Genomic DNA, 24,564 nt, shown 5'->3' on the forward strand with positions numbered 1-24,564 from the left:
TCCAATAGAGGTCATTCATCGTCTACAAAATCCCGAGCGGGCCGGTAGCTTCAAGCCCAAATCCGAAAGCACTTTGCAGGCGTACGGACTCGCTGCAAAATAAGATTAAGATCTCTCTGTGAACCGCTCAATTTTCAAGGACGACTGATGCCACCAGTACCGATCAAGCGCAGGTTCACACCGGTCCCCGCAGCGTATCAGAAGGACGATTTGCCACTCGACGAAGTGTGGACTCATCTTTCCCGAGGGCAGCACAAATGCTGGAGTGAACTACTTAACGAGTACCGCGTTGTCATCTTGGCGAACGCTGGCGCGGGGAAGACTTACGAACTCGAGTCCGCAGCAAGGGAACTTTGTACCCAAGGTAAACCAGCATTTTTTCTTCGGATTGAAGATATACATGACAACTTCGCAACTGCCTTCGAGGTCGGGTCTGAGGAATTGTTCGAGGAATGGTTGGCTGGTTCGGCCGAAGCATGGTTTTTTCTAGACTCCGTTGATGAGATTCGATTGACCGAGCCGCGCGCATTCGAGCAGGCAATTCGAAACTTTGCCAAACGAGTTCGCTCTGCGAGCCAACGCACGCATATCTATATTTCAAGTCGGCCTTATGCTTGGCGTGCGCAGCGTGATCGTTCCTTGATAGAAGAATTACTCCCGTTTGATCCTTTACGCCAGGAGGTCATCAATGACGATGATTCACCTGCTGATTTCCTTGATGGCGACATCGTAGAGAGGAAATACTCGACCACCAGCGTTCAAAAAAACGAGCCATCACTCCAGTTATACCAACTTGCGCCACTCGAACAAAAAGACATTCGTCTTTTCGCTGAGCACAGCGGCGTTGTGGACAGCAGTGCTTTTTTGGATGCGCTTGAACGGAGCGCCATGTTTCCACTCGCAAAATTACCCTTCGATCTACGCGATTTGATAGCAACTTGGCTTGAGAATCAACGGTTAGCCAGCCGGCTAGAAATTTTGCAACAAGGCGTTTTGCGGCAACTGAAGCAAGCACCGCTATCAGCACCGGGGTTGCCACTCGAGCGTGCTGAAGCAGGGGTGCAGCTAATCGCCATCGCGGCGATTTTAACGGGACGCTCTAATATTCTTCTCCCTAATTCACCGAACACAGGGGCAATGGACCCAAAAGTACTGCTGCCTGGTTGGACCGACGCCGAGATCTTAGCGGTGCTCACGAGCGGGATTTTCGGTGATCCAATTTTCGGAGAAGTGCGCTTTCGTCATCGAGAAATCCGTGAGTTGCTTGCAGCAAGTTGGATAAAGAACAATGTAGAACTCGAAGCTGCGCGTGGGGAAATTGAGCAGCTTATCTTCCGTCGACAGTACGATGAAGATATTCTGACTCCCCGCCTAAGGCCGATTCTTCCTTGGCTGATATTGTTTGATGGCGCGATTCGCGATCGCATAATTCCAAACTATCCTCAGGTGGCCGTAGAAGGTGGAGACGCAGCTAATCTCCCTCTTCCTGTAAGACGCGAAATCCTGTCTAAGATGATTGAGCGCGTTCTTGATCCTATCTCAACATTCCGTGGCGTAGATAACTCTGCAATAGCCAGAATTGCTCAGCCTGATCTGGCAGCCTACGTGCTTGAGTTGATTGAAGCGTACGCTCATAACGAAGACGCAATTTTTATTTTAGGACGCCTAGTCTGGCAGGGTGAAATGCGCACCTGCCTAGACGCATTGACTCGAATCGCCGTAGACCCAGAGCGTGGACTATATGCGCGAATGGCTTCCGTACGGGCGGTAGCATGCGTTGGTAATTCGAACCAACTTCACGCTCTATGGCGGTCACTCATTACCTTGTCGGAGTCAATTCCGGGGCGGTTAATGACAGAGATCACCGCTTATGCTCCTGCAACGGCAGAAACAATTGCGCTATTGCTAGAGTCACTCGATAAGCTAGAACTGCCTCAGAAATACCAAGCGTCTGGAATGCCCCACGCTATGAACGAATTTGTTCAGCGCCTGCCTATCATCTCAAGTCAAGCGACTAATCCATTGCTGCTTGAGCTTGCAGAAGGCCTACTCGGTTACCTTGAGCGTGAGCCCCATATCCAGCCTGGTGAATGTCCAATTTCAAAAACGTATATATGGCTAATGGACTGTGCACTGCACTGTATCGGGCGCTTGATCATTGCGCGTCATCCGTCGGCGTTATCTCCAGTCTCACTCACAATCCTGGCGGCAGCACCGACGATACGACTATGGCACGGTGAGGACCATCAAGAGCACAGGTCAACTATTGATACGCATCTATCGCAGTGGCAGGAGCTCAATGATGCTCTCTTCTGGTGGACGGTAGCAGAATGTCGTAAGCAACAGGAGTCAAAGGGGAAGAGACTCCAGGACGATTGGCCAGTGACTTGGCCGGAGCATTTCTGGACATTTGATGAAACCAGCTTCGAGCGAACGCTTAATTGGATAAGGGAGCGATCGCTTCACGATGATCAACTTGTGGCTCTATCTCGATCGGTGCGCACTTACAAAGGTATGGGGCAACCTTCGGCTTGGCTTGACGACCTACGTCGTATAGTCGCTGGTAATCTTGAATTGGAAGCAGCCCTAGAATCCATACTAAATCCGCCAGTAACGCCCGATACGCGGCGCTATGAGGAGCAACAGCACACCTTCCGTGAAAATAGAATACGTCGTAATGAAGAAAATGCTTCGGCTCGCACAAAATTTGTGAAGCGATTGCGCTCCGATCCTAATATCATCCGACATCCCCCGGGCTTAAAACCCTCCGAATTAAGTACACCCCAGTTTCACTTGCTTCAAAGCATTGAAAATCACAACCATCTCAATCAGCATGCTGACGCAAAGAGTTGGAAAGTTCTGATCCCCGAATTCGGGGTTGCAGTCGCCGAGGCGTACCGCGATGCAGCAAAGGCTTTGTGGCGTGCATACAAACCCAAGACTCGCTCGGAAGGTGCAAATGCCGCCTCTGTTCCCTATGTGATTGTCTTTGGCTTGTCGGGACTTAATATAGAAATCGAAGAAAATAGCGCGATAATCGAGACATTCGAAAAAACCCTGGCTCGGCACGCGCTTCGTTATGTCCTATGGGAGCTGAATGGTTTTCCACGATGGTTCGAAGCCTTTTATCGATCGTGGACAAAGCTATCATTGGACTTCCTCTGGAAGGAGGTTGAGTGGGAGCTCAAGGAAAGCCCGGTAGAACAATCACTGCATTATGTTCTGCACGATCTCGTCTATTACGCCATTTGGGTCCACGCCGATTTAGGGCCGAAACTCTACGGTTGGCTTCTGAAAAATCACGTGGCGAATCAAGACTGTCTGCGCTATTGCCGGATGATAATGATGGGGGGCGGTGTGACAGCTCACGAAGTGGCGACGCTCGCCGGACAAAAAATAACGGACACCAGCACCCCGCCAGAACAGATCGCGTTTTGGCATGCAATGAGAACTGATGCCGATCCTGCTCTCTCGCTGCCAGCCCTCATCGCCAAGTTCAATACCGGCACTCTTGAAGAACGCACGGAATTCGGTAGTGCCTTTAGTGTTGCCTTACTCGGTAGCCATCGAGATGTGCCTTCATCTTTCAACAAATTCAAAACTCCGAGTTACCTCAAACGGATTTACCTACTAATCCATGGCTCGGTTAAGGCTTCCGACGACATCGAGCGAGCCGGTAAGGGAGTCTATTCGCCAACGTTACGCGACGAAGCGCAGGATGCACGAGAGCGTCTGTTCTCACTGCTAGCCGAAATTCCCAACGAACTTGCCTATCGCGCAATCCTCGAACTAGCGGACGAGCATCCTGAGCCTCGCTATCGCGACTACATGCGCGTTCGCGCTTACCAGCGAGCAGAACAGGATGGTGATTTGTCGGCGTGGAGTACGTCCCAGGTATCCCAACTTGCGTATCGTCTAGCCGGTCGCCCCGACAATAAGGTTTCGGCACCTGGAGACGACAATGCAAAAGCTTGAGGAACGCGGCATTCCGCCCGATATTCTTCAGTCCAAATCGGCGGATTATTCGCGAAGGGTGATGCGGAGTTTCTTGGCCCTCAATCCGAATCGCCGAGCACAAACTAGTGTGCCGGCTATAGGCATCAGTGCAACAGATGAGCAGTTGATTGCCGCTGTTTCTAAACTCAGCCGGAATCGCTGTGCTTTCTGTGAAGCGGAAGACGAACTGTCGGTTCATCGCTTCCGGCCAGTCGGGAATGCCTTGCCATTCGTAGAGTCGAAAAACGCACACCTTTACTACCTGTGGCTTGCCGATGCTTGGCAGAATTTGCTTCCTATTTGTACCGGTTGCATCCCGCTCGAACCCCAGTTCCCAATGACTGGCCGCCGCGCCCCGCTGCCTTCCGATCGTGAAATCTTCGACTATATCGAACGAAATGACGGTGTATGGCCAAATTACCCGCCGAAGGAAAACATCCTTTTGCTCGATCCCACTCGCGATCGCGAGTTTGAAAAACACCTCACCCCCAAACTTGATGGCGAGCTGATAGGAAGCTCGCCAAAAGGCGAGGCAACCGTGCGTGTATTCAATCTCAACCGATCCGACCGTCGTGATCAGCGTTACCACACCTACCAATCGCATATTGATCGCTTTCTCCCGCTCTTTAGGAGTTACGGGAGATACGGAAATGAGTCCGAATGGCAAGCACTCTTTGACTTTTCAGGAATGGAGTTCGGTGGTACTTGGTATCTTCTACTGCGCCGTATAGCCAGATGGATTAGCGCTGCGACTGGAGTTAAATGGAGGACTTCGCGCGATCACATCCTTTCGTTTTTTACGAGACTGGCCGAAACTCCTGACGCTCTGGATCGCGTTGAGTCGGCTCTCATTACTATTAGCCGCGAGGATCGAGAGCTACAAAAGTTTCGTAGAAAAGATGGAAGGGTTTATCCCACACGCGAATCAGTCACTTCGGTTGAAATCAGTAATTTCAAGGCAATTGAAGACCTCAGACTGACTTTCAGCGCACCGGCTGTAAGACCTGGAGATCTGTCGAGCAGACAAGCACCATCACTGATAATTCTCGGTGAGAATGCGACCGGCAAAAGTTCGATTCTCGAAGCGATTGCGTTGGCCCTGACAGATCCAGCTGCTCGTAGCGCATTAAATGTACCCTGGCGTCGCATGGTGCTCGATCCCTCTCAGTTGGGACTAGAGAGAACCTACACACCACAGGGAGCCAAAGTGCGCGTGAAGCTGAGCAACAATCAGGAGGTCATACTGACAATCGATCAGGGGCTACCGGTTGTGCACAGCGATCTCGGTAAGCATCACGTGCCTGTATTCGCCTATGGAGCATTTCGACGTTTCATGACGGGTACACATCGGACTTCTCCTCATACACACATCCGCAATCTCTTCGACAGCAGCACTCTATCCAATCCAGAACCCTGGCTTAAATCTCTGAAGCTAGACCAGTTCAACATGGTGATTCGTACGCTGCGTGATCTACTTTCAATCGAAGGAGATTTTGAAGTCATACAGCGCGAGCCTCGCACACGCCAACTTCGCATGGTGACCTCGCTGAAAGAACCGGATGGAGAGCTCTACTATAATCGGACTCCGCTTCATGCGGTCTCATCAGGATATCGATCGATGCTCGCAATGGTGTGCGACATCTTGCGAGGTCTACTGGATCCCAATGTTTATGAAGGGTTTGAGAGTTTCCAGACGGCGCAAGGTATCGTACTGATAGATGAAATCGAGGCCCATCTCCATCCACGCTGGAAGGTCCAGGTTATGTCGAGCCTACGTGCCGCGTTGCCTGGAATGACATTCATCGTCACAACACATGATCCGCTTTGCCTGCGAGGAATGGGGGATAACGAGGTTGTGGTTCTCCAGCGTATCGCAACCTCCGACAGCCAGCGCCAAAGTCAGATGCCTATAGTGGTCGAGCGCATGGAAGGGTTGCCGTCAATGACGGACCTTCGTATTGAGCAATTACTAACATCTGACTTCTTTCAGCTGCTTTCCACCGATGATGCGAAAGCTGATCGCCGTCTGGCTCAAATCGCCGATCTCATCACAGCGCGTATGCGAGGAGAAGCAATGTCCGCCGAAGACAGTCGGATCCTCACAGCCTTTGAGCAGGATATATCTAGCGCGCTACCTGTAGGTTCAAGTGAAGTACATCGCATCGTGCAGTCAGCAGTTGCTCAATATCTTGCGCAGCGAAGGGACGCGAGCAGTCGAACACTGCAGCGGTTGCGTGATGAAGCAAGAGACGAAATTCTGAAAGCATTGGAGGCAGTGTAACCATGCGCCGTGTTGATCGCTCCGGCGTGGATACTCCAAAATCGCTTCTTCCTGGTGGTAAAGGTCTGGCCGAGCTGGCAAAGGCTAGGGATCACCGCAACGCTCCCCCTCCAGCAGATGGCACAAAAAAGAAGAGCTTCGAGTACAAAGCTTATAAGGGCGGCGACGTTCATATTGCATTAGAGAAACTGTTCCACGGAAAATGTGCGTACTGTGAAACAGTGTATGCCGCCTCAGCCCCCGTGGATGTCGAACACTACCGTCCTAAAAACTCAGTCTCCGAAAGCCCCGGACATGGCGGCTATTGGTGGATCGCTATGCAATGGGAAAATTTGCTACCTAGCTGCATCGATTGCAATCGTCAGCGTGGGCAAGTATTGGTTGCACCTTCTACCAGTTTGGCGGTACTTGCTGCCACCGCTAAACCGGCAATTAGCCAAGCTGGCAAGAAAGATAGCTTTCCGCTTGCAGATTCTGGCGTACGGACGATTGCTGAGAATACGGATTTTACTGCCGAACACCCTTTACTACTTAATCCTTGTCGAGATGACCCTGCCGCAAGCCTGATGTACAGTTTTGATCCGGTGAACGCGAATGGGTTGATCTTGCCAGCAGGTGATGAGGATCAACAGAAACGCGGCGCCGTCTCAATCCAAATCTATGGTCTAAATCGATTAACACTCGTGCAGGATCGAACTCGGATATTGAGATGCCTCGAGTTTCTTGGTGATCTTGTAATCGATATTTCTGGCTCGATTGCAGACTTAGAAACGCCAGCCTCTATAGCAGCATTGGTTGGTACACCTGCTGAGGGAGTCGCATCGAGGTTACGGCTTCTGCGCGATCGTACTCTGGCTGAGATAAAAGACTTTTCAGCTGATGAAGCTCCCTATTCTTCGATGGCTAAAGCCTGGCTTGAGCAATTCAAAGTGCGAATTTTGTCTACCCCCTCTGCCACTCCTTAAAAAGCGTAATTGCAAGGACCACCCATTTGCATTGCCGTTGACCAGTCAATTGCATCCGTGCTGACCAACCGTTTGCATTCCACCTGACTAGCACACGTCGTAGTGACGACCGACAGAGGACGGCCAAAAGCGGACTGTTACGCAGGGTTAGCAGCTCTCTTTGAAGCCTGAAGGCGTCTACAGAAGAAGGGGCGATTCACCTTTTAATACCCTGGCAGTACCAATAACCATCCCCCATCACGTAGATACTGCATCCCTACACTCATCCCTTCAATAATTTACAAAGCGAAAATCCATACTAAACGAACGACGTTTCAATTCAACTCTACGATAAAGAGAAACCCTCTACCCCAATCCAGTTTTCCTACTGGCAGGGGTATTTCCATGCGAGACACTCAGAACACTCTCCTGCGCATGGATGCCACCAATGCTCCTTCCCTACTCTCTCGGGCTTTCAGCTCTGCTGACGTGCAGCATCGCGTCATTTGCCTTTGCTTCTGCTACCGGCGATGAGCATCAACAACTCTCCCTGATCCTTCGTCAGCTTGATGCTCTAAGCCGCCTGGCAGCATCACGCGACGCGTTTGTGATCACTCCAAGTGCCCGCTACAGCTTCGACTACCCGCGCCTGTCCGCTGACATCGACCTGATCCGCCAGGGCATCAATGGCTACATCACGCCCTCCCGCGCTCAACCTCGTAGCCCGCTGGAGGTGACCGGTCACTACACCCGGCCAAGCGCTTCACAGCCATGAGTATGAGTCAGCAACAACTCGCCGCGTTCCGGGCATTAGGCGGGTTCACACCTCAGCAAAGCACCACGTTACTCATCGGTCTGGTTTTGGCGAGCGCATTGGTCTTCGCTGCCTGGGCGCTCGGTAGCGGCTATCGCGGTTGGGCTACAGGCCAGATTTCACAGGCGAAGTTCGTTGGCCTGACGATGAAGGTATCCCTGATCTACATCCTGCTCACATTCCTGTTGCTGCACTGATGCGGCACCAACGTTCACACATCGCCATTGGAGGCACACCATGCCTATTCGCCCTTTCTTCAAAAACCTCGTTCGCCGCTTTGCGCCCTACTTCATGATCTGCTCCGCTGTTCTTTCTGTCGGCACTCACGCGGCGCTTCCTCAAATGGAGGCGCCCAGTCGAGGTGAAGGTAACGGCATCATCCAAACGCTGCAAAACCATGGTTTCGATATCGTAGGACTTATCGCGCTTGCCATTGCCGCCGCAGCCTTTTGCGGTGTTGCGTATCACGCCTATGGATCTTATTCCGAAGTGCAAAGCGGCAAGAAGACTTGGGGACAATTTGGACTGACATGCGGTGTAGGCGCCCTCCTCCTAGTGATCATCATCTGGTTGCTGACCAAAGGCACAGGCGTGCTGTGAGACGGGTGCTCAATGAAAAGGGATCTCGATCAGCAACTGCCTGACGGCACCTTGCGCTTCATACCCACGCGCCTTAACCGCCAGCCCGTTATTGTCTTGGGGCTTACCGCTGATGAGATGTGGATCACTGTCGCCGTGTCCGCAGTGCTGGGCATCGCGATCGGTATTGCAGCAGCAGTGCTCTTCGAGAGCATTGCCCTGGGTCCCACGATGATGATGCTGTGCATCGCCCTGGGTCTATTTATCGGTGGAAAGCTACTGCGCCGCCACAAACGTGGCAAACCTGAAACGTGGCTCTACAGGCACCTGCAGTGGTCCATCGCCAAGCGTTTCCCGTTACTCACTGCTTGGGCTGGCGGTGCTGATATCGTGGTGCGCTCAGGTCTTTGGAGCACTCGCCGGAGTCGTCACTCATGAGCCGCTTCAAGAACGAGGTGGCTCGACTTGACTCTCACGTGAAAACGTTACGGGTCGGGTGTGGGATGCTTCTCGGTGTAGCCCTGCTGATGGGCCTTGGCTGGTGGGACTCTCCGAGGGACCTGACTATTCATAACCCACCCGACCTGCGCTCAGGCAGTACGCGCAAGTGGTGGGAGGTGCCACCCGAGTCGGTCTACACCTTCGGCTTTTACATCTTCCAGCAGCTCAATCGCTGGCCCACCGACGGGGAAAAAGACTATCCGCGTGCGATCCATAAGCTCAGTGCCTACCTGACACCGAGCTGTCAGGCCGAACTTGAAGGTGACTTTCAGAAGCGTCAAACGGCAAGCGAGCTGCGCAACCGTACTCGCAGTGTTTTCGAGCTCCCGGAACGTGGCTACGGGGATGACCCAGAGCTTCGCGTCAAGATACAAGGCCGAGACCGTTGGCTAGTCAGCCTGGACCTGGCCACAGAAGAGTTCTATGGCTCGGAACGCGTCAAACAAGCCTTTGTCCGCTACCCCCTGAATGTGGTGCGTCTAGACGTCGATCCAGAAAAAAACCCTTTTGGCCTAGCCCTGGACTGTTACGACTCGTCCCCACAACGCATCGCTCCTCCCGCCCCGCCCATCAGCCGCTCCCCACACCAGCAAGGAGGCCAGTAATGCGCCGATTGCGTTTTGCCCTGCCACTCGGACTGGCATTCACAACCGTACAGGCTGTCGAGATCATGACGTGGGAACGACTGCCCTTAGCTGTGCCTTTGCATGTTGGCCAAGAGCGAGTCATTTTCATCGATCAGAACGTCAGAGTCGGCGTACCCCGAGCGCTTACTGACATCCTGCGTATTCAAAGCACTGGCGGCGCGTTGTACCTGAGGGCCAGCGCGCTAATCCCCCCTACGCGACTACAGCTCCAAGATGTACGCACTGGTGAAATCATCCTGGTGGATATCGCCGCTACTGAGGGCAACGATGGGCCATCACTTGAACCTATAAAAATCGTCAAAGGTACCCGTCCCCCAAAGCGCTACGGATCTGATCATGAGCAGTCGAGTATCGGCAGCAAACCCTCCCTTCCTGATCCTGCACAAGCAACACCAGAGCGTCATGAAACGCCGCTACCGGTTGCGCTCACCCGCTACGCCGCACAGAGCCTTTACGCGCCCTTGCGCACAGTAGAACCGCTCCTAGGCGTCATTCAGATCAAGCAACGCAGGGATCTGGATCTAACTACCCTGATGCCAACAAAGCCGGTGAACGCCTCTCTTCTTGGTGCCTGGCAATTGGAGAACTACTTCGTCAGCGCCATCAAGCTGAGCAACACGTCGACTCTTCGCTTAAGCCTGGACCCTCGCGAGTTACAGGGCGACTTCATCAGCGCAGCGTTTCAGCACCAAACCCTCGGACCCGTCGGCATATCCACCGACACCTCCGTCGTCTACCTAGTAACCCGGGGTAAAACCTTGGCTGAAGCGTTGCCACCTTCGGTGAGCCAGATCGACGCCAGCATCAACCTCAAGCCATCCCAGGGAGGTGCTTATGCACAGTAATGGCTTGCTCAAATGGCTGATTCTGCCTCTGATATTGCTGGTCGTATTTGGGGCGTTTAAGGCTTGCTCCAACAAACCGCCTTCGACATCGTCCTCTAAGGCCAACGAACCAAGGCTGACCGAGGAGGAAATGAAGCAGCTCGGCATTGACGGCGATACACCGAACGACACCGTGGCCACTTTGGTAGCCCAGACCAAGGCCATGCGCAGCGAACTGAAAACCCTGCTCTCCGACAACAAAGATCAACAAGAAGAAAACAGCCGTTTACGTCAACGGGACAGTGAGATTGATCAGCGCATTCAGCAAGCCTTGAGCACCGAGTTGCAGAAAGCGCCGCCCAAAGACCAGCGCCGGCTAAACGATCAAGAAACGCAAACGCTGCTCGAGGATCTCAAGCAACGCCTTTCCACTGAGTTTTTGAGTAACCGAAGCAACGACCTTCCCATAGGTCTGGGTTTGCAACCTGGTGATGGCGATCAGTTTTCCAAAGGTGAGGATGACCTGATCTGGATCATCCCTCAGGACGCCACCACGGTAGATTCACAAGGCAAACCGATACCCAGCGGATCCAACAAACCGTCTACCGGTTTCAGCTTTCCTGATGCCTTCAGAGATGAGATCAATCGCGGTCAACGAGAACTGAAAGCAACCACCGCAGCTGTAGGGCGCAACATCAGGACCTCCGAGGAGAAAGATTTGGTAACGCCCGTCTACACCCTCCCGGAGAACAGCACGCTTACAGGCTCCGTCGCCATGACGGCACTTATCGGTCGGGTACCGGTAGACGGCGTGGTTAACGACCCCTACCCCTTCAAAGTACTCATTGGCCCGGACAACCTCACCGCCAATGGCATTGATCTGCCGGACGTCGCAGGTGCGGTCATTAGCGGCACTGCTGCAGGTGACTGGACGCTTTCCTGCGTGAGGGGGCAAATCATCAGCATGACCTTCGTGTTCAATGACGGTCGTATCCGCACGGTACCCACCCCGCAGAAGCTCACTAACCGTCAAAGCACAGGCCAAGCCAGTGGATCGAACATGGACAAGATTCAGGGCGGAATTGGTTGGCTCAGCGATCCTTATGGCATCCCCTGTATTTCGGGTGAACGACGCTCAAACGCTGAGCAGTACCTAGGCACTAAAAGCTTGATCACGGCTGCCGGTGCCGGCGTGGCCAAGCTGCTGGAATCAAACGAGCAAGGCTCAAACACGCTATTCAGTGCATCCGGCACGCCTGTAGGTAATGGGTCAAACGGCACCGACGCGATGAACACCATCCTCTCAGGCGGTGTGAAAGACATCGGCGATTGGGTTAACAAACTCTATGGCCAAGCCTTCGCCGCCATCTATGTGCAGCCCGGTGCCCAAGTGGCCGTGCACTTGGACCGACAGCTGGAGATCGACTACGAAACGTTGGGCCGCAAGGTGCGGCATGCTGCTGGAGGTACTTATGCATTCGAGCTCGATTAACCCCTGGTCGCTGGTTCTACTCGGTGTGATGCTCATCAGCGGCTGCAGCACCGACAAGGATCAACTACTCCCCCACGGCCCACAAAGCATGCTGGGCATTTGGTATGCGAACACCAGGGCGGCTTCACATCGCTCTGTCGATCGGCAACTCCATGAAGCTCGTGTATCCCTGCATCGACCAATGAATGAATCAATCACGGATGCCACTAGCTACTCCCGAACCGCTCAAACCGAAATTTACAGCCAGTTCAAACGCCTACCTAACCCTGACCTGGTGATGTACGTCTTTCCTCACTTGGCAGGCACCGATCCCGTTCCTGTACCCGGCTACAGCACCGTCTTCCCTTTCTACCAGCGTGTGCAATACGCCATGCCCGGCGAACGGACGGAGGACTACTGATGGAACAGAAAAGCTCGGATGCAGGAAAGGATCACATCGAGAAGCTCGCGGCTCATGGATTACCAGAACCTGGTGCAAGGAGGACCTCTCAGACGCGTCCAAGCACAGTGGCTGACGAGAGAGCCCTCTACGCAAACGTGCCCAGCTTTGTCGACATGCTGCCTTGGGTTGAATTTCTTCCCGAGTCCCAATGCATGCTGCTTGAGGATGGAGAGTCAGTGGCTGCGTTTTATGAGCTGACTCCGGTTGGTACGGAAGGACGGGAGGCTAGCTGGCTGCGTACGGTGCGAGACGCCCTGGAGAATGCGCTGCAGGACAGCTTCGACGAATTGGAAGACCAACCCTGGGTCGTTCAGCTCTATGCGCAGGATGAAACGGATTGGGACGGCTACATGGGAAACCTCAGGGCGTACATCCAACCCCGGGCTCAAGGGACGGCTTTCACCGAGTACTACCTCCAGATGTTCGAGCAGCATCTGCAAGCTATTTCCAAGCCGGGCGGTCTATTCGAAGACACCGCGGTGACCAAGCTGCCTTGGCGGGGCCAAACCCGTAAAGTACGAATGGTCGTCTATCGCCGCAGCAAAAACTCATCCTCCCACCGTGGTCAATCCAGCGAGCAGGCACTCAACAGTATTTGCGATCGCCTGGTTGCCGGGATGGGAAATGCGGGTGTGAAATCTTGTCGCATGAACGCCTCACAGGTTCACAACTGGCTATTGCGATGGTTTAACCCGAACCCGCGATTGCTGGGCAATACCGCAGAAGCACGAAGAACCTTTTACCAATTGGCAGCGTTGCCAGAAGACAACCCAGATGATGAACTGGAGCTCGCCAGTGGAACGGACTTTGCGCAACGACTGTTCTTCGAGCAACCCCGCTCAGATGCAGAGCAAGGCCTTTGGTACCTGGATGAACTGCCGCACCGTGTGGTGGTGCTTGATCGTCTTCGGTCCCCGCCCCCTACGGGTCATCTGACAGGCGAAACAGCTAAAGGTGGGGATGCTAGCAATGCCCTGTTCGATCAGATGCCTGAAGAGACCACTTTGTGCATCACGCTGGTGATCACCCCCCAAGACATGCTGGAAGCCCACCTCAATCACCTGGCGAGAAAGTCAGTCGGTGATACGTTGGCTTCAGAGCAAACTCGGGAGGACGTCCAAGAAGCAAGATCTCACATCGGCAGCGCTCATAAGCTGTACCGAGGAACCGTCGCCTTCTATCTGCGCGGCGAGGACATTGGCCAATTAGAGGAGCGCACGCTGAAGCTTCACAGCGTCATGCTTAACGCTGGGCTACAGCCTGTACGTGATGAACATGAGGTAGCGCCGCTCAACAGCTATCTACGCTGGCTGCCTTGTGTGTTTAACCCAGGCGTTCGTAACAGCGAGTGGTACACGCAACTGATGTTTGTACAGCATATCGCCAACCTGGCACCGGTGTGGGGACGCAGTGAAGGTACCGGCCATCCAGGGATAACTTTCTTCAATCGTGGCGGAGGCACGGTTACCTTTGATCCGCTCAACCGTCTCGACAGGCAGATGAATGCACACCTGTTTATGTTCGGCCCGACCGGCGCCGGCAAGTCTGCAACGCTGAATAACATTCTGAACCAGGTCACCGCGGTGTACAGGCCGCGTATTTTCATTGCGGAGGCCGGCAATAGCTTTGGCTTATTTGCAGACTTCGCCAAACGCCTGGGTATGACGGTCAACCGAGTAAGGCTGGCACCAGGTTCGGGCGTCAGCCTTGCGCCCTTTGCTGATGCATACCGATTGATTGATACGCCTGGCAATGTCAAAACACTGGATGCCGACGCCATAGATGACTCAGAGCCCACGGAAGATGGCGAGCGAGACGTACTGGGCGAGCTCGAAATCACGGCTCGCTTAATGATTACCGGCGGCGAAGAGAAGGAAGAACAGCGCCTGACTCGCGCAGATCGGAGCATAATTCGCCAGTGCATCATCAATGCTGCAATAGCTTGCACAGCCCAGCACCGAACGGTCCTAACCCAGGATGTACGAGACGCACTAAAAGCCGCCGGTAGCGATGCAGTTCTGCCGGAACAACGGCGCATCAGAATGCTGGAAATGGCGGACGCAATGGACATGTTTTGTCAGGGTTCAGATGGCGATCTATTCAACCGTGACGGGACGCCGTGGCCGGAAGCTGACATCACTATCGTTGACCTCGCCACCTATGCCAGAGAGGGCTACAACGCTCAGCTCTCCATTGCTTACATCTCTCTGATCAACACGGTGAACAACATTGCTGAGCGCGATCAGATGCTCGGCCGGCCGATAATCAACGTCACAGATGAAGGACACATCATCACCAAGAACCCACTGCTCTCCCCCTATGTCCTCAAGATCACCAAGATGTGGCGCAAGCTTGGAGCTTGGTACTGGCTAGCCACTCAGAACATCGATGACCTTCCCAAAGCGGCAGAGCCGATGCTGAACATGATTGAGTGGTGGATTTGCTTGAACATGCCACCCGATGAAGTCAACAAAATTGCCCGGTTCCGCGAACTCAATGATGCTCAAAAAGCGCTGATGCTCTCAGCTCGTAAGGAATCAGGGAAATTCACGGAGGGGGTTATTCTTTCGAAGTCCACAGAGGTGCTGTTTCGGGCGGTACCGCCGAGCCTTTACCTGGCGATGGCCATGACTGAGCCCGAGGAAAAGGCAGAGCGCTTCAGGCTTATGCATAAGCACGAGATCAGTGAACTGGACGCTGCGATAGCTGTTGCGTGGAGAGTTGATCAACACCGAGGCATAGTACTAGGATAACGTCGTACTCGTGCGGGCATTAAAATAGGCCGATGTGAAGATCATCTGAACCTCCATGGATTTCTGGCAACGCATTCTCATAATTTAAGAGATAAATTCAGTTTATCTATGCCTCAACAGATCCATTAGCGCTATCAAAGAAACAGCTAATTGACACAAACTTTAAACCAGATAGCATCAGATATGTGAATGGAATTGCGCCTTGCAAAAACCATTAAATCCGCGCCCCAGCAAGAGTCAATTGAGGATCAATAAAATGAGGTCAAACCTGATTATCAACACTAAAAGTACGAACGAATACCAAGAACACATTGTTTACCACGGCAGCTTGACAATAGGCATCAAATCATTCAGACCTGGAAGTCATTTTGGCGATATCAAACAAGCATTAATTTGTATTGGCGCACACGCATTCATTGATGATAACTCTCCTATTACGCCAATCCTATACAAATGCAAACTTACACTCAAAGCAGATAATATTTATGACCTGATGGACTGGGGAAGTCCTAACTATCAAGCTGCGCTCATTAAATACCTGAAGCAAATTGGCACTGATCGAGAAAAAATAAGAGAATATCTAGACGACCTCCAAAACTCGAACGATCAATCCGAGATTCTTGCGCTTAAATACTTACATGCCGAAATGTCGAAAAAGGGACATAGAGCCTTTAGATACGAAAACAAAGTAGAATCAGCGGGACAAAGTTTTATGGTGTTATATCCACAAGATATTGCAATTTTGGAAGAAACAGTGCCATGCAGAAAAGAGATTTTTAAAGTTTTTTCAGAAAACGTTGATAGGCTGGCCCCTACCGATCTCGAATCCACAATGCAGAAGGCTCGTAATTATCGAGACGGAATCATCAGCCAACTCTAATCTGTCTCACTGAGAAGCACCTACCGCACGCCAATCGCCCTCAAGCCTCGCAATTGCTGCCGCCTTCACTTTTTGAAGGCGTGCATGGGACTCATGAAGCGGCCCTCTCACCGCTTCAAAACGTGAAACTGCGGCTTTCAGGCCTCTGCATGGCCCCATATCTGGAATGATGTCGCCCGGATGCACTGATGACGCGTCACCTAGGCAGATTCCATTGAAAGCTGTCATCTGAGCGTTGAGCGAGGCCGCCTCCCGGACCATGTCTTCAATTGCGCCATCGATCGACTCGCTTGTGTTACGAATACCAGGCTCGGAGCCTTCGATCTGGACAAACAGACCTTCTGCTTGAAGTCGCTGCTGGTCACCCCCAGCTGCAAGCCTCTGTGCAAGCTGAAGCTTGGCGCCGATTTCTTTGCTAGCTTGAGCAAAGTACGACACGAAACGAGGGGTGTCGTTGATCTGCTTGTTTGCTCTCTTCACATAGGCATCTAATGAGGCTTCGAGGGCAGACGCAGCCCGATTCAAAGCATCTACTCGTGCGCCTTTCAGCTTCTCGGCTTTGATGACCTCACCTGTTTGCGCAAGCCTCTTCGCTTCCGCATTGAAGTACTCGACACTGTCTCGGGCGAAATTAACCTTGGATACCAAGCCCGCTTTGCCTGATAAATTGAGCTCCAGGCCTTTGTCTGAGAGCACACCGCTGTAGTTAAGCTCAGTCGAGCTCATAGGTGTAGATATGATCAGTGTCAGTCTTTCCCCATCAACGACTCCCCTCACATTGGCCATCAATGTACTGATCTCGCCTTTGGACGAGAGCTCAATAGTCCGAAGGCTACCGACGATTTCGCTACCTTGAGACTGGGTAAGCTCCAAGAGCTCGACCCCTGACGAGCGAGTGGCGACATGAGTGCCAGAGACGTGGGGGTCAAAACATGCCGTTAGCATTAGCGCCGCGGATACGACTGAAAACACGCGTGAAAGGCTTCCCATCCTACACCCCCTATCCCGAGGATCTGAGTATAGGATGGCATCACATCATCGCCCTGAAATAGCTCTAAGCTCGGCTAGGCGTTGCACTTCAGCGGCGGCCAGCTCCTTTATGAGCTGACAATGCTCTTCGACGCTAACGGCCTCAAGTTCATAGACTGCCTGGATACATCCCAAAGCCAACCAGCCCTTTTCGTTAACCTGCTCTGGGGTACGAGCCCCTCGAATACGACGTATCTCTACGTCGCAGATATGACGTGCTTTGACTCGATCTTCCTCTGTGTACAGCGGCATTGGTGCTCTCCATACGTGTGATCAACTATCCATTCTTGATTCCTGCTAACACTCGTCAATCTCTGCTTCGTACCGGTGGGCACGCTTGAAAGTAACAATGCATACAGGTGTTCACCATCATCTGTGAAGGCGATCAGACCTCAAAAACCGAAAGTGTCACCGAATGAAAATCACGACATCAGATCCCCGCATGAAAAAGTCGATGGGGTAGAGACATCCCTCGAGAATCGAACGAAATTCATCATGCAGATTGTTCAGCTCACCCTTGCCACCGGGCGGATATTAAGAACGCTTCGCCGCTGCCTGAACGATAGGCAGAGGCTTCAAGAGGGGGCTTGTGTCCAGTACCGGCACGTTTCCGTGCCGGTGAATCGCTGTTGAATCAGCTACTTGCGCTTACAATATGTGAGCGCGCCGCATCCAAGCTCTTGAGCTGATCTCTCAGAGGTTTACTGTCAGGATAAGCGTTCAACAACGTAGAGCGCACAAAATCGACAGCCTCAAGTACCGCCGCAGTATTAGCAAAGCCTTTGATGTCTTTACCCCCATAGTAGACATCCACATCGACATCCTTTCTGCTCTCTCCCCTGTACTCTGCAAACATCCAATCCTCAAGCTCAGACTGAAGCCTCATAAGATTTGAGTGAGCGTTAAGAGGCGTGCGAGAAACGTATAGGCGCTTCAGTGTCTCGCCGAGCTTCTTGTGATTTTCCATACTCATTGCTTTAGCAGGACGCCGGCGGGGCGGATACCCCACACTCCATTGAAATTCGATGGCGTTTTTGCTTGAACCATAGGTGGTTCCCAAGCGAGGTTTGCGCTTTTTGCCCTCTAGTTTCCGCGCCGGACTTATGAACTGGGCTTGGTAGACATCTGTCTGTATGACCCACTCGTTATTCTGCTTAAGCGCAGCATCAGACATCCGCTCAACCGTCGTAACGGTTTGATTGAGCAGGTCAAGATTACCGGTAAGAATGTGCGGAACCGCGTTCCCTGGGTAATACAGACCACTCCACTTAGGCCTAGCCCAATGGAGGTCATTGGCAGAAACCCACTCCTCCCGCTTACCCAATTCTGGCTGCGTGGTTACATGGTCATATGGCTCATCCAGTATCAGCCAGTCCCCCGTTTCTGCAGAGACCCACCTTGAGACGTGATCAGAGGCAGGCATTTCATCTGCTTTCTTCGTCGCCGCCCGCTGACGCTGACTTGTGACCGGTCGCAACCCAGTTGCCTCGATAAACTGCAAGGAAAGGGCTGCCCGAGTTAAGCGCTCCCTAGCTCGCTCCTGGGTCTCAACGTTGCCGCGCATTTCCAGGTGGTCCGAATACTCGGCAAAGAACCCCTGAAGGTTTTGAGCATGACCACACTGGTGCTTGCTCAAAAAAGCCGTTAGCGGCCTCGGCAGCCTTATCTCCAAGATCTCAAGACCTGCAGAGCGTGGCTTTGTAGACGCATCACTCCAGTACGCAGAAAGGAAAATACTGTGTAGTGAGGGAATGCCTTGGGTGCGCTGAAGCGCTCTTCTAGCGTGATGAAAGTTGTCGTACCCAGACTGCTGAGCAACAACATCCAAAGCTACGAGGTGTGAGAGATTGTTTTGGCGGCCGAAGGATTTGGCCTTACGCTTGATTCCGTCAATAGTAGACGGATTTACATTGGGGATAGTGCTCATGGTTTTTCTCCGCCCATTCCGCAACGTCACCCGCCTACGCAGCTTTAGGGCCTAGAAAAATACATGGCCTTTAGCAATAAAGATTTACTGGTAGTGCCGTTTCCAGCTTTCACTGACGGGTGAGGTGCGCCTACCATTCGCCTGCCAAAATCTAGCAACCTGCTTTCTCATTTGCAAGCTTTGTATCAGACACATTCGCACAATATGGCCGCAACTGAAGTCGACGTTACGGCATGCCGGTTATTCCGTTAATACGACCGTTACAAACCAGTTTTCATGATGTGCATGGGTAAGCTTGCGCAGAGGATTCAGGACCCACTCCCCTGGATCTGAGCGATGAAGCCCAATCTCATTCTGGTAAGCCTTGCAGCGTTGGTCATCAGCCAAACCACCTCCGCCACCTCCTGGGTCATCACCGACAGCGCTCACCCCATTGAGCCAACAAATGACATTCGCGTCATTCTCATCGACCAGCTTTCAACGTTGGAGGAGCAGCTTTCCAGTGGGTTGCCCTTCTCACCTGCTGCAGCCCAAGCCATGTTCGGCGAGCGAATGACCGATGAGATGAGTGCGAGGGTCGAGAGGTCTCACCAGGACATCATCGATGCTTGGAGCCTGGGAGTCACCAAAACCCCGGCGGTCGTGGTGGACAGGAAATATGTTGTCTACGGTGACTCAAACATAGAGCGAGCATTGTCGAAGATCCAGTCGTACCGGGAATCCCATCCATGAGTAAGGACTGCAAATACTCCTGCCTTATTCCCATCGCCCCGTTACTACTCACACTTGCCTACAGCCCACTGAGCCTGGCTCTAAACACGGCGACCATCATCCCTACGGTGATATCCCCCAGTTGCCTTGAATACCAGGTCGTAGGCGCTTGCTTCTGGCTTCGCTGCACCAACTTTGGGTGCCAGGTCAAAACATCTACCAAGGTTCGCCACTACGTTCCGGACGCTGTTGTCTCAAGCTATTCCTCAACAGGACAAAATCTCTGGAGTGAAGTCAGGGCACTCAGCGCACCGATCTCCCACGCCAAAGGCGGCGGCAGCGGTACGACCAACGATCAACACGAGAACAACCTCTCCATCTTCAAAAATGTGGATGTGATTGGCCATCCAGGGATCGCCGCCTTCAACGCTTTCGCCAGCGGCTCCGGATACACCTGTGCCGGCGCCGGCACACCTTACGTGCCAAACATGCTGAGCACGCTGGATTACATCGGCTGGCGCTACGGCATTCCAGAAGGTGTCTACCCCCAATCACTCATTCCCGGCATTCGCGAGGTAGGCAGCAGGTTGTCTTTAAACCTGTGGGGGAGCATTTATCCCCGCAGCGGATTCCTGCACCAAGTGGATGACTACAAGGCCTCCGCGGTCATGGCTCAACGTGCAGGCGATATTGTGACCCGCCCTGGCCAGGTCCACGTGTACCAACCGCTCCTCGCGTCACCCAGCGCAGGCTATTGGCCCGCGGGAGAACTGCGCGAATCAGAACCCGCCACGGGCAAGTGGCAACAGCTCGCACCTCGCCCAAGCAACTCTTGCGGTGTTTTTCCAGAGTCGGACCCTCACCTTCAAGCCATTGATGGGAGATACGCGTGGTCCCTTTGGCGGCCATACACCTGCTGTAAACGTGAAGGGCAAACCTTCCTCGGCAGCACCGGCCCTCATTAACTCTCAATTCAACACGGAGCCTGAACATGACTCGGACGTCAGCCCCCCAACTCCCCTCAGCATGCTGCTGGTTGGTCTTAAGCGCTGCTCTGTGGAGCGTCACCTCTATCGCCTCCGCATCCAGCTTTAGTAGTTCTGGCAACGTCATTGGCGACGATGTGCTGTACAGCATCGGCGGTGGCAACGCGGTCTCCATGGGCCGCGCGGGCAATATGCAAAGCATCGGCGTCGGTGTGGGTTGGAACAGCAACCTCATGTGCGGAAACATGGACCTGTCGACCACACTGCATAACCAACTCAATGGCTTGACTGGTGGGTTTCAAAGCATCATGGGGAGCGTAATTCAAAACGCGACAGGTGCTGTTGCCTCGCTGCCCGCGCTGATCATTCAGCGTGCCGATCCCGGCCTCTACAACCTGCTCACCAACGGCATTCTCCAGGCACGCTTGGATTTCGACAGATCGAAAGTAAGCTGCCGCGCGATGGCCGAGCGCATGGCTACCATCGCTGGCAATCAAACTGGATGGGGTTCACTCTCAGAAGGCCAGGCACTCAAGGAAGCCATTGCCCAAAGCAAGGACGCAGTGGCAGCAACGGCTCAGGCCGAATCTGACAACGGTAATACCGGCATTCCTTGGATAGGCGGCAACAAGGCTGGCGGCCGAGGACAGCCTCCCATCAAGGTGGTCAGCGAGGTCACCAAGGCCGGCTACAACCTGCTCAACGGCCGTACCGCCAACGATACCTCTACGATCGCTCCAAGTGACTGCAACAGCGGCATGCTCTGCGGTACTTGGCGATCGCCTGAAGAGGCTGGCGCATTTGCCAATCGTGTCCTGGGCGAGGTGCAGCAACAAACGTGCGAAAGCTGCACCAAAAGTAGCGCAACCGCAGGCGTGGGATTAACCCCGCTCATTCAGGAAGAATACGAAGAAAAACTGGAGCTGCTGCAAGAGCTGATCTCCGGCTCCAAGCTTCCTAACTCAGAGAACCTGTCTGCGGCCGGCAGCAATTCAATGCCCATCACCCGAGGCGTCGTCACGGCCTTACGTGACGAACCAGATCAAGAGATTTTGGCCCAGCGCCTGGCATCAGAGATTGCAGTCACCAGTGTTCTAGAGAAGGCGCTTCTGCTGCAACGCGCCCTCCTCGCCGGCAACAAAGAACCCAATGTGGCCGCCAACGATTTGGCCACAAATACAGTGATTAATGAGCGCCAGTCACTGCAACAGGAAATCACCAACCTGCGTACTGAGCTGGAACTGCGCAGGTCCCTGACCAGCAACTCCCCCGCCGCCATCATCGCCCGTCATAAGGAGCGCAAAGACAACTCACGTGCCATTTATGAGGGCGACCCTGATACCAATCGCCTTGAAGAAGCAGAACGTGATGTGTCCAGTAACAGCCGGGGACGCAGACCATGACAAAAAATCCGTTACGCAGATTTTTCAGTCTGGGTCTCTGGGCTCCCATCGCAGTAGTAAGTCTGGTGGTCGTCATTGCTCTGGTGTTCAACCTTCTAGGCATTCAGGTCATGAAGGGACTGCCCGCCTAGCAAGAGTGGAGAGCCAACTCCTATTGGTATTTCTTTAGCTGGCGGGTGGCGCTTTATAGCGCCGTCCTATCCATCTGGCTGCGCTACCGAGATCGTCAGTTACGTCGCGAGCCCTCCTCCAAATCGCACGTACGCAAGGCAGAGACAGCCGTGACTGTATCGTTGCTGTTGCTGGAGCTAACCAGAGCTCAACTGCGACTGGGAGCCTGATATGACGCTCTATACCAACGACTATCTGGAGTATTACCTGACCCTCGTGGGCTGGCTCATCAGCAACGGCATTTGGGACGTCCTGATGGACTCAGGCATGTTCGCCCTGCCCATCTTCACCATTCTGCTCCAAGAATGGCTGAAGGCCCGAGGAGAGGGTGCGGACGAGGGTAACAAAGGATTGTTGGCCAGCACCCGAATTGAGAGCCGGCTTTGGATGGCGACGGCCGTGATCATGTTCGCTGGTATGCCCTTCATCCATCTCGATCTGAGCACAATGCAGTTCGACGATAGTCGCTCACAGCAATGTCAGTACCAAGTACCCGCGCCAGAAGACACCGGCTGGGGCAGATCCTTCACGTCTCTAAACAATCAAAGCGCACAAGTCCCCGTCTGGTGGTTCTTCGTACACTCCATGTCCAAAGCGATAACCGGTGCCGCAGTTGCGGCCATTCCCTGCGGGAGTGATCTGAGGCAGATGCGTATGCAAGTAAACAATACGCGCCTGCATGATCCAGTACTCGCCCAAGAGGTCGCCGACTTCACAAACGACTGCTACGGCTACTCGCGAGCAAAGCTGTTCATGAACCGTCCAAATCTCAATGACGAGCTGACCAACGATATCAACTGGATTGGCTCTAGATACTTCACCGGTCAGCCTGGCTACTACGACACCTACCACTCCCGAACCCCACGTGCCGAATGGCCCTACGACTCTACGAGGGATATGGGGCTGGCCCAGGTGAGGAATGGTGGTGGCTATCCAACTTGCAACCAGTGGTGGGCAGACAGCAATAAGGGGCTTCGCAGTCGATTACTCGCCCAGGTCGATAGCAGCCTGTTGGACCGCTTTATTCGGTGGGCCAGCTTCATGCCACAGGAAGAGGTGAACGATGCAATCATTCGTCAGGTGGTGTCGCCCAGTAGCCAGAACATGACTCAGGGCAAGGTATACACCGACTATGGCGGACAGGTCGGCGGCTCGCTGTTCAATGACATGAGCCGGGCGACAGGCACCGTCGGTTTGACGGTGGGAACCCTAGCGTACTTCCCCGCAATGGACGTGGTACGCCAAGCGCTTCCGATGGTGCTGGCAGCTCTCAAGATGGCCCTGCTGATCTGCATTCCGCTGGTGCTGATGTTCAGCACTTACGACTTGAAGGCAACCATCACGGTATCCGTTGTCCAGTTCGCAATCATCTTCGTAGACTTCTGGCTACAGCTCGCACGCTGGATCGACACCACCATCCTCGATGCGCTTTACGGGGCGAACTCTCCGCACTCCAGTCTGAATCCGCTGATGGGCATGAATAACACCCAGGCGGATATGCTGCTGAATTACGTAATGGCGGCACTGTTTATCGTCTTGCCAGCCTTTTGGATGACATCTCTAGCCTTTGCAGGAGTAAAAGCCGGATCAACCCTACAGGGAATGAGCGACGGTACAAACGGTGCTCAACAGCAGGGAGGCAAAGGCAAAGACACGATCCAGAAGGTGATTTAGTTCTAAGAGATCCTAGCAAAACAAGGGGCACGTCTAATCATACTTCGGGTCATTTGAGTTCTGGGGTGTGTTGTGGTCGGGAAACAGTTTATCGCCATCAAAACCAACGACGGAGTCTGTAGCGTTCGGACTAGGTCTTAAAAACGCCCCAAAGACAAAGAGTCCAATCAAAAGCAGACCTAGCCAAAACACAAAATACAGAAGCACCCCGAGTAATAGGAGCTTAACGATCCAGATCATCGTGGCCGTTACTACACTGGGGACTCCCTTCATTGCCAGCGACTTCACAATCAGAGTTTCCCGACGCGTGGAGGCTCTTAGAAGCTTTCCAAGACGGTAGCCCGCACGATGAGCAAATCCCTTTTTTCCCATTTCGCATTCATCCTATTTTGCTTTTTACGGGGTGACCCTCAAACGCATCTGGATGCGAGTGCAAATAGGTTTGCAGAAGTTGAACAGGAAGGCTTGTAGGGGAATTCCGCAAACCAGAAGGGTTTCCTCTGGAAAATG

Annotated in this window: 20 protein-coding genes; 17 read left to right on the plus strand and 3 right to left on the minus strand. The window is 53.3% G+C overall.

From position 1 onward, the window contains the following. The first annotated feature begins 147 nt into the window (after window positions 1-147). The 13 genes from HU773_RS19085 (at window position 148) to HU773_RS19145 (ending at window position 16,153) form a co-directional block, all read left to right on the plus strand. Entirely contained in the window at window positions 148-3,975 is a 3,828-nt protein-coding gene (locus HU773_RS19085; protein WP_186626091.1) for an NACHT domain-containing protein, read from the plus strand. After that, window positions 3,962-6,277, plus strand: a complete 2,316-nt coding sequence (locus HU773_RS19090; protein ID WP_186626092.1) for an AAA family ATPase — start codon at window positions 3,962-3,964, stop codon at window positions 6,275-6,277. The genes HU773_RS19085 and HU773_RS19090 overlap by 14 nt, the downstream gene beginning before the upstream one ends. Before the next feature lie 2 nt (window positions 6,278-6,279). After that, window positions 6,280-7,242 carry an HNH endonuclease family protein gene (locus HU773_RS19095; protein ID WP_186626093.1) on the plus strand — a complete coding sequence of 321 codons (963 nt, stop codon included), beginning with the start codon at window positions 6,280-6,282 and terminating at the stop codon, window positions 7,240-7,242. 427 nt (window positions 7,243-7,669) lie between these two features. After that, complete coding sequence (locus tag HU773_RS19100; RefSeq protein ID WP_225923808.1) at window positions 7,670-7,996, plus strand: integrative conjugative element protein, RAQPRD family; 327 nt, start codon at window positions 7,670-7,672, stop codon at window positions 7,994-7,996. After that, window positions 7,993-8,232 carry a TIGR03758 family integrating conjugative element protein gene (locus HU773_RS19105; RefSeq protein WP_186626095.1) on the plus strand — a complete coding sequence of 80 codons (240 nt, stop codon included), beginning with the start codon at window positions 7,993-7,995 and terminating at the stop codon, window positions 8,230-8,232. Before HU773_RS19100 ends, HU773_RS19105 begins: the two co-directional genes overlap by 4 nt. A gap of 94 nt (window positions 8,233-8,326) precedes the next feature. Further along, the gene (locus HU773_RS19110; RefSeq protein WP_225923889.1) at window positions 8,327-8,635 is read left to right on the plus strand and encodes a TIGR03745 family integrating conjugative element membrane protein; all 309 of its coding nucleotides are present in this window, start codon (window positions 8,327-8,329) and stop codon (window positions 8,633-8,635) included. 12 nt (window positions 8,636-8,647) lie between these two features. Next, window positions 8,648-9,052: a TIGR03750 family conjugal transfer protein gene (locus HU773_RS19115; protein ID WP_186626097.1), complete on the plus strand. Its 405-nt coding sequence runs from the start codon at window positions 8,648-8,650 to the stop codon at window positions 9,050-9,052. After that, on the plus strand, window positions 9,049-9,720 hold the full coding sequence (locus tag HU773_RS19120; RefSeq protein WP_186626098.1) for a PFL_4703 family integrating conjugative element protein: 672 nt from the start codon (window positions 9,049-9,051) through the stop codon (window positions 9,718-9,720). The genes HU773_RS19115 and HU773_RS19120 overlap by 4 nt, the downstream gene beginning before the upstream one ends. After that, the gene (locus HU773_RS19125) at window positions 9,720-10,607 is read left to right on the plus strand and encodes a TIGR03749 family integrating conjugative element protein (protein ID WP_186626099.1); all 888 of its coding nucleotides are present in this window, start codon (window positions 9,720-9,722) and stop codon (window positions 10,605-10,607) included. Before HU773_RS19120 ends, HU773_RS19125 begins: the two co-directional genes overlap by 1 nt. Next, window positions 10,597-12,078: a TIGR03752 family integrating conjugative element protein gene (locus tag HU773_RS19130; protein ID WP_186626100.1), complete on the plus strand. Its 1,482-nt coding sequence runs from the start codon at window positions 10,597-10,599 to the stop codon at window positions 12,076-12,078. The genes HU773_RS19125 and HU773_RS19130 overlap by 11 nt, the downstream gene beginning before the upstream one ends. Continuing rightward, entirely contained in the window at window positions 12,059-12,478 is a 420-nt protein-coding gene (locus HU773_RS19135) for a TIGR03751 family conjugal transfer lipoprotein (RefSeq protein ID WP_186626120.1), read from the plus strand. The genes HU773_RS19130 and HU773_RS19135 overlap by 20 nt, the downstream gene beginning before the upstream one ends. Further along, window positions 12,478-15,273: a conjugative transfer ATPase gene (locus HU773_RS19140; protein ID WP_186626101.1), complete on the plus strand. Its 2,796-nt coding sequence runs from the start codon at window positions 12,478-12,480 to the stop codon at window positions 15,271-15,273. Before HU773_RS19135 ends, HU773_RS19140 begins: the two co-directional genes overlap by 1 nt. Before the next feature lie 202 nt (window positions 15,274-15,475). Beyond that, window positions 15,476-16,153 (plus strand): hypothetical protein, encoded by a 678-nt coding sequence (locus HU773_RS19145; RefSeq protein ID WP_186626102.1) that lies wholly within the window; start codon window positions 15,476-15,478, stop codon window positions 16,151-16,153. Window positions 16,154-16,159: 6 nt separating this feature from the next. Here HU773_RS19145 and HU773_RS19150 read toward each other — a convergent pair whose 3' ends face one another. After that, the gene (locus tag HU773_RS19150) at window positions 16,160-17,026 is read right to left on the minus strand and encodes a hypothetical protein (RefSeq protein WP_186626103.1); all 867 of its coding nucleotides are present in this window, start codon (window positions 17,024-17,026) and stop codon (window positions 16,160-16,162) included. Between the two features lie 790 nt (window positions 17,027-17,816). Further along, window positions 17,817-19,109: a DUF5623 domain-containing protein gene (locus HU773_RS19155; protein WP_186626104.1), complete on the minus strand. Its 1,293-nt coding sequence runs from the start codon at window positions 19,107-19,109 to the stop codon at window positions 17,817-17,819. Window positions 19,110-19,445: 336 nt separating this feature from the next. Between HU773_RS19155 and HU773_RS19160 the strand changes: the two genes are divergently transcribed. From HU773_RS19160 to HU773_RS19175, 4 genes are all read left to right on the plus strand, one after another. Then, window positions 19,446-19,841 (plus strand): TIGR03757 family integrating conjugative element protein, encoded by a 396-nt coding sequence (locus HU773_RS19160; protein ID WP_186626105.1) that lies wholly within the window; start codon window positions 19,446-19,448, stop codon window positions 19,839-19,841. Then, on the plus strand, window positions 19,838-20,785 hold the full coding sequence (locus HU773_RS19165) for a TIGR03756 family integrating conjugative element protein (protein WP_186626106.1): 948 nt from the start codon (window positions 19,838-19,840) through the stop codon (window positions 20,783-20,785). Before HU773_RS19160 ends, HU773_RS19165 begins: the two co-directional genes overlap by 4 nt. Before the next feature lie 26 nt (window positions 20,786-20,811). Then, entirely contained in the window at window positions 20,812-22,209 is a 1,398-nt protein-coding gene (locus HU773_RS19170; RefSeq protein WP_186626107.1) for an integrating conjugative element protein, read from the plus strand. Window positions 22,210-22,551: 342 nt separating this feature from the next. Further along, window positions 22,552-24,054 (plus strand): conjugal transfer protein TraG N-terminal domain-containing protein, encoded by a 1,503-nt coding sequence (locus tag HU773_RS19175; protein ID WP_186626108.1) that lies wholly within the window; start codon window positions 22,552-22,554, stop codon window positions 24,052-24,054. 33 nt (window positions 24,055-24,087) lie between these two features. Here the strand turns inward: HU773_RS19175 and HU773_RS27665 are convergent, their stop codons facing one another. Beyond that, complete coding sequence (locus HU773_RS27665) at window positions 24,088-24,426, minus strand: DUF3742 family protein (protein WP_186626109.1); 339 nt, start codon at window positions 24,424-24,426, stop codon at window positions 24,088-24,090. Between the last annotated feature and the right edge of the window lie 138 nt (window positions 24,427-24,564).

It is taken from the genome of Pseudomonas shahriarae (assembly GCF_014268455.2).
Classification (GTDB): domain Bacteria; phylum Pseudomonadota; class Gammaproteobacteria; order Pseudomonadales; family Pseudomonadaceae; genus Aquipseudomonas; species Aquipseudomonas shahriarae.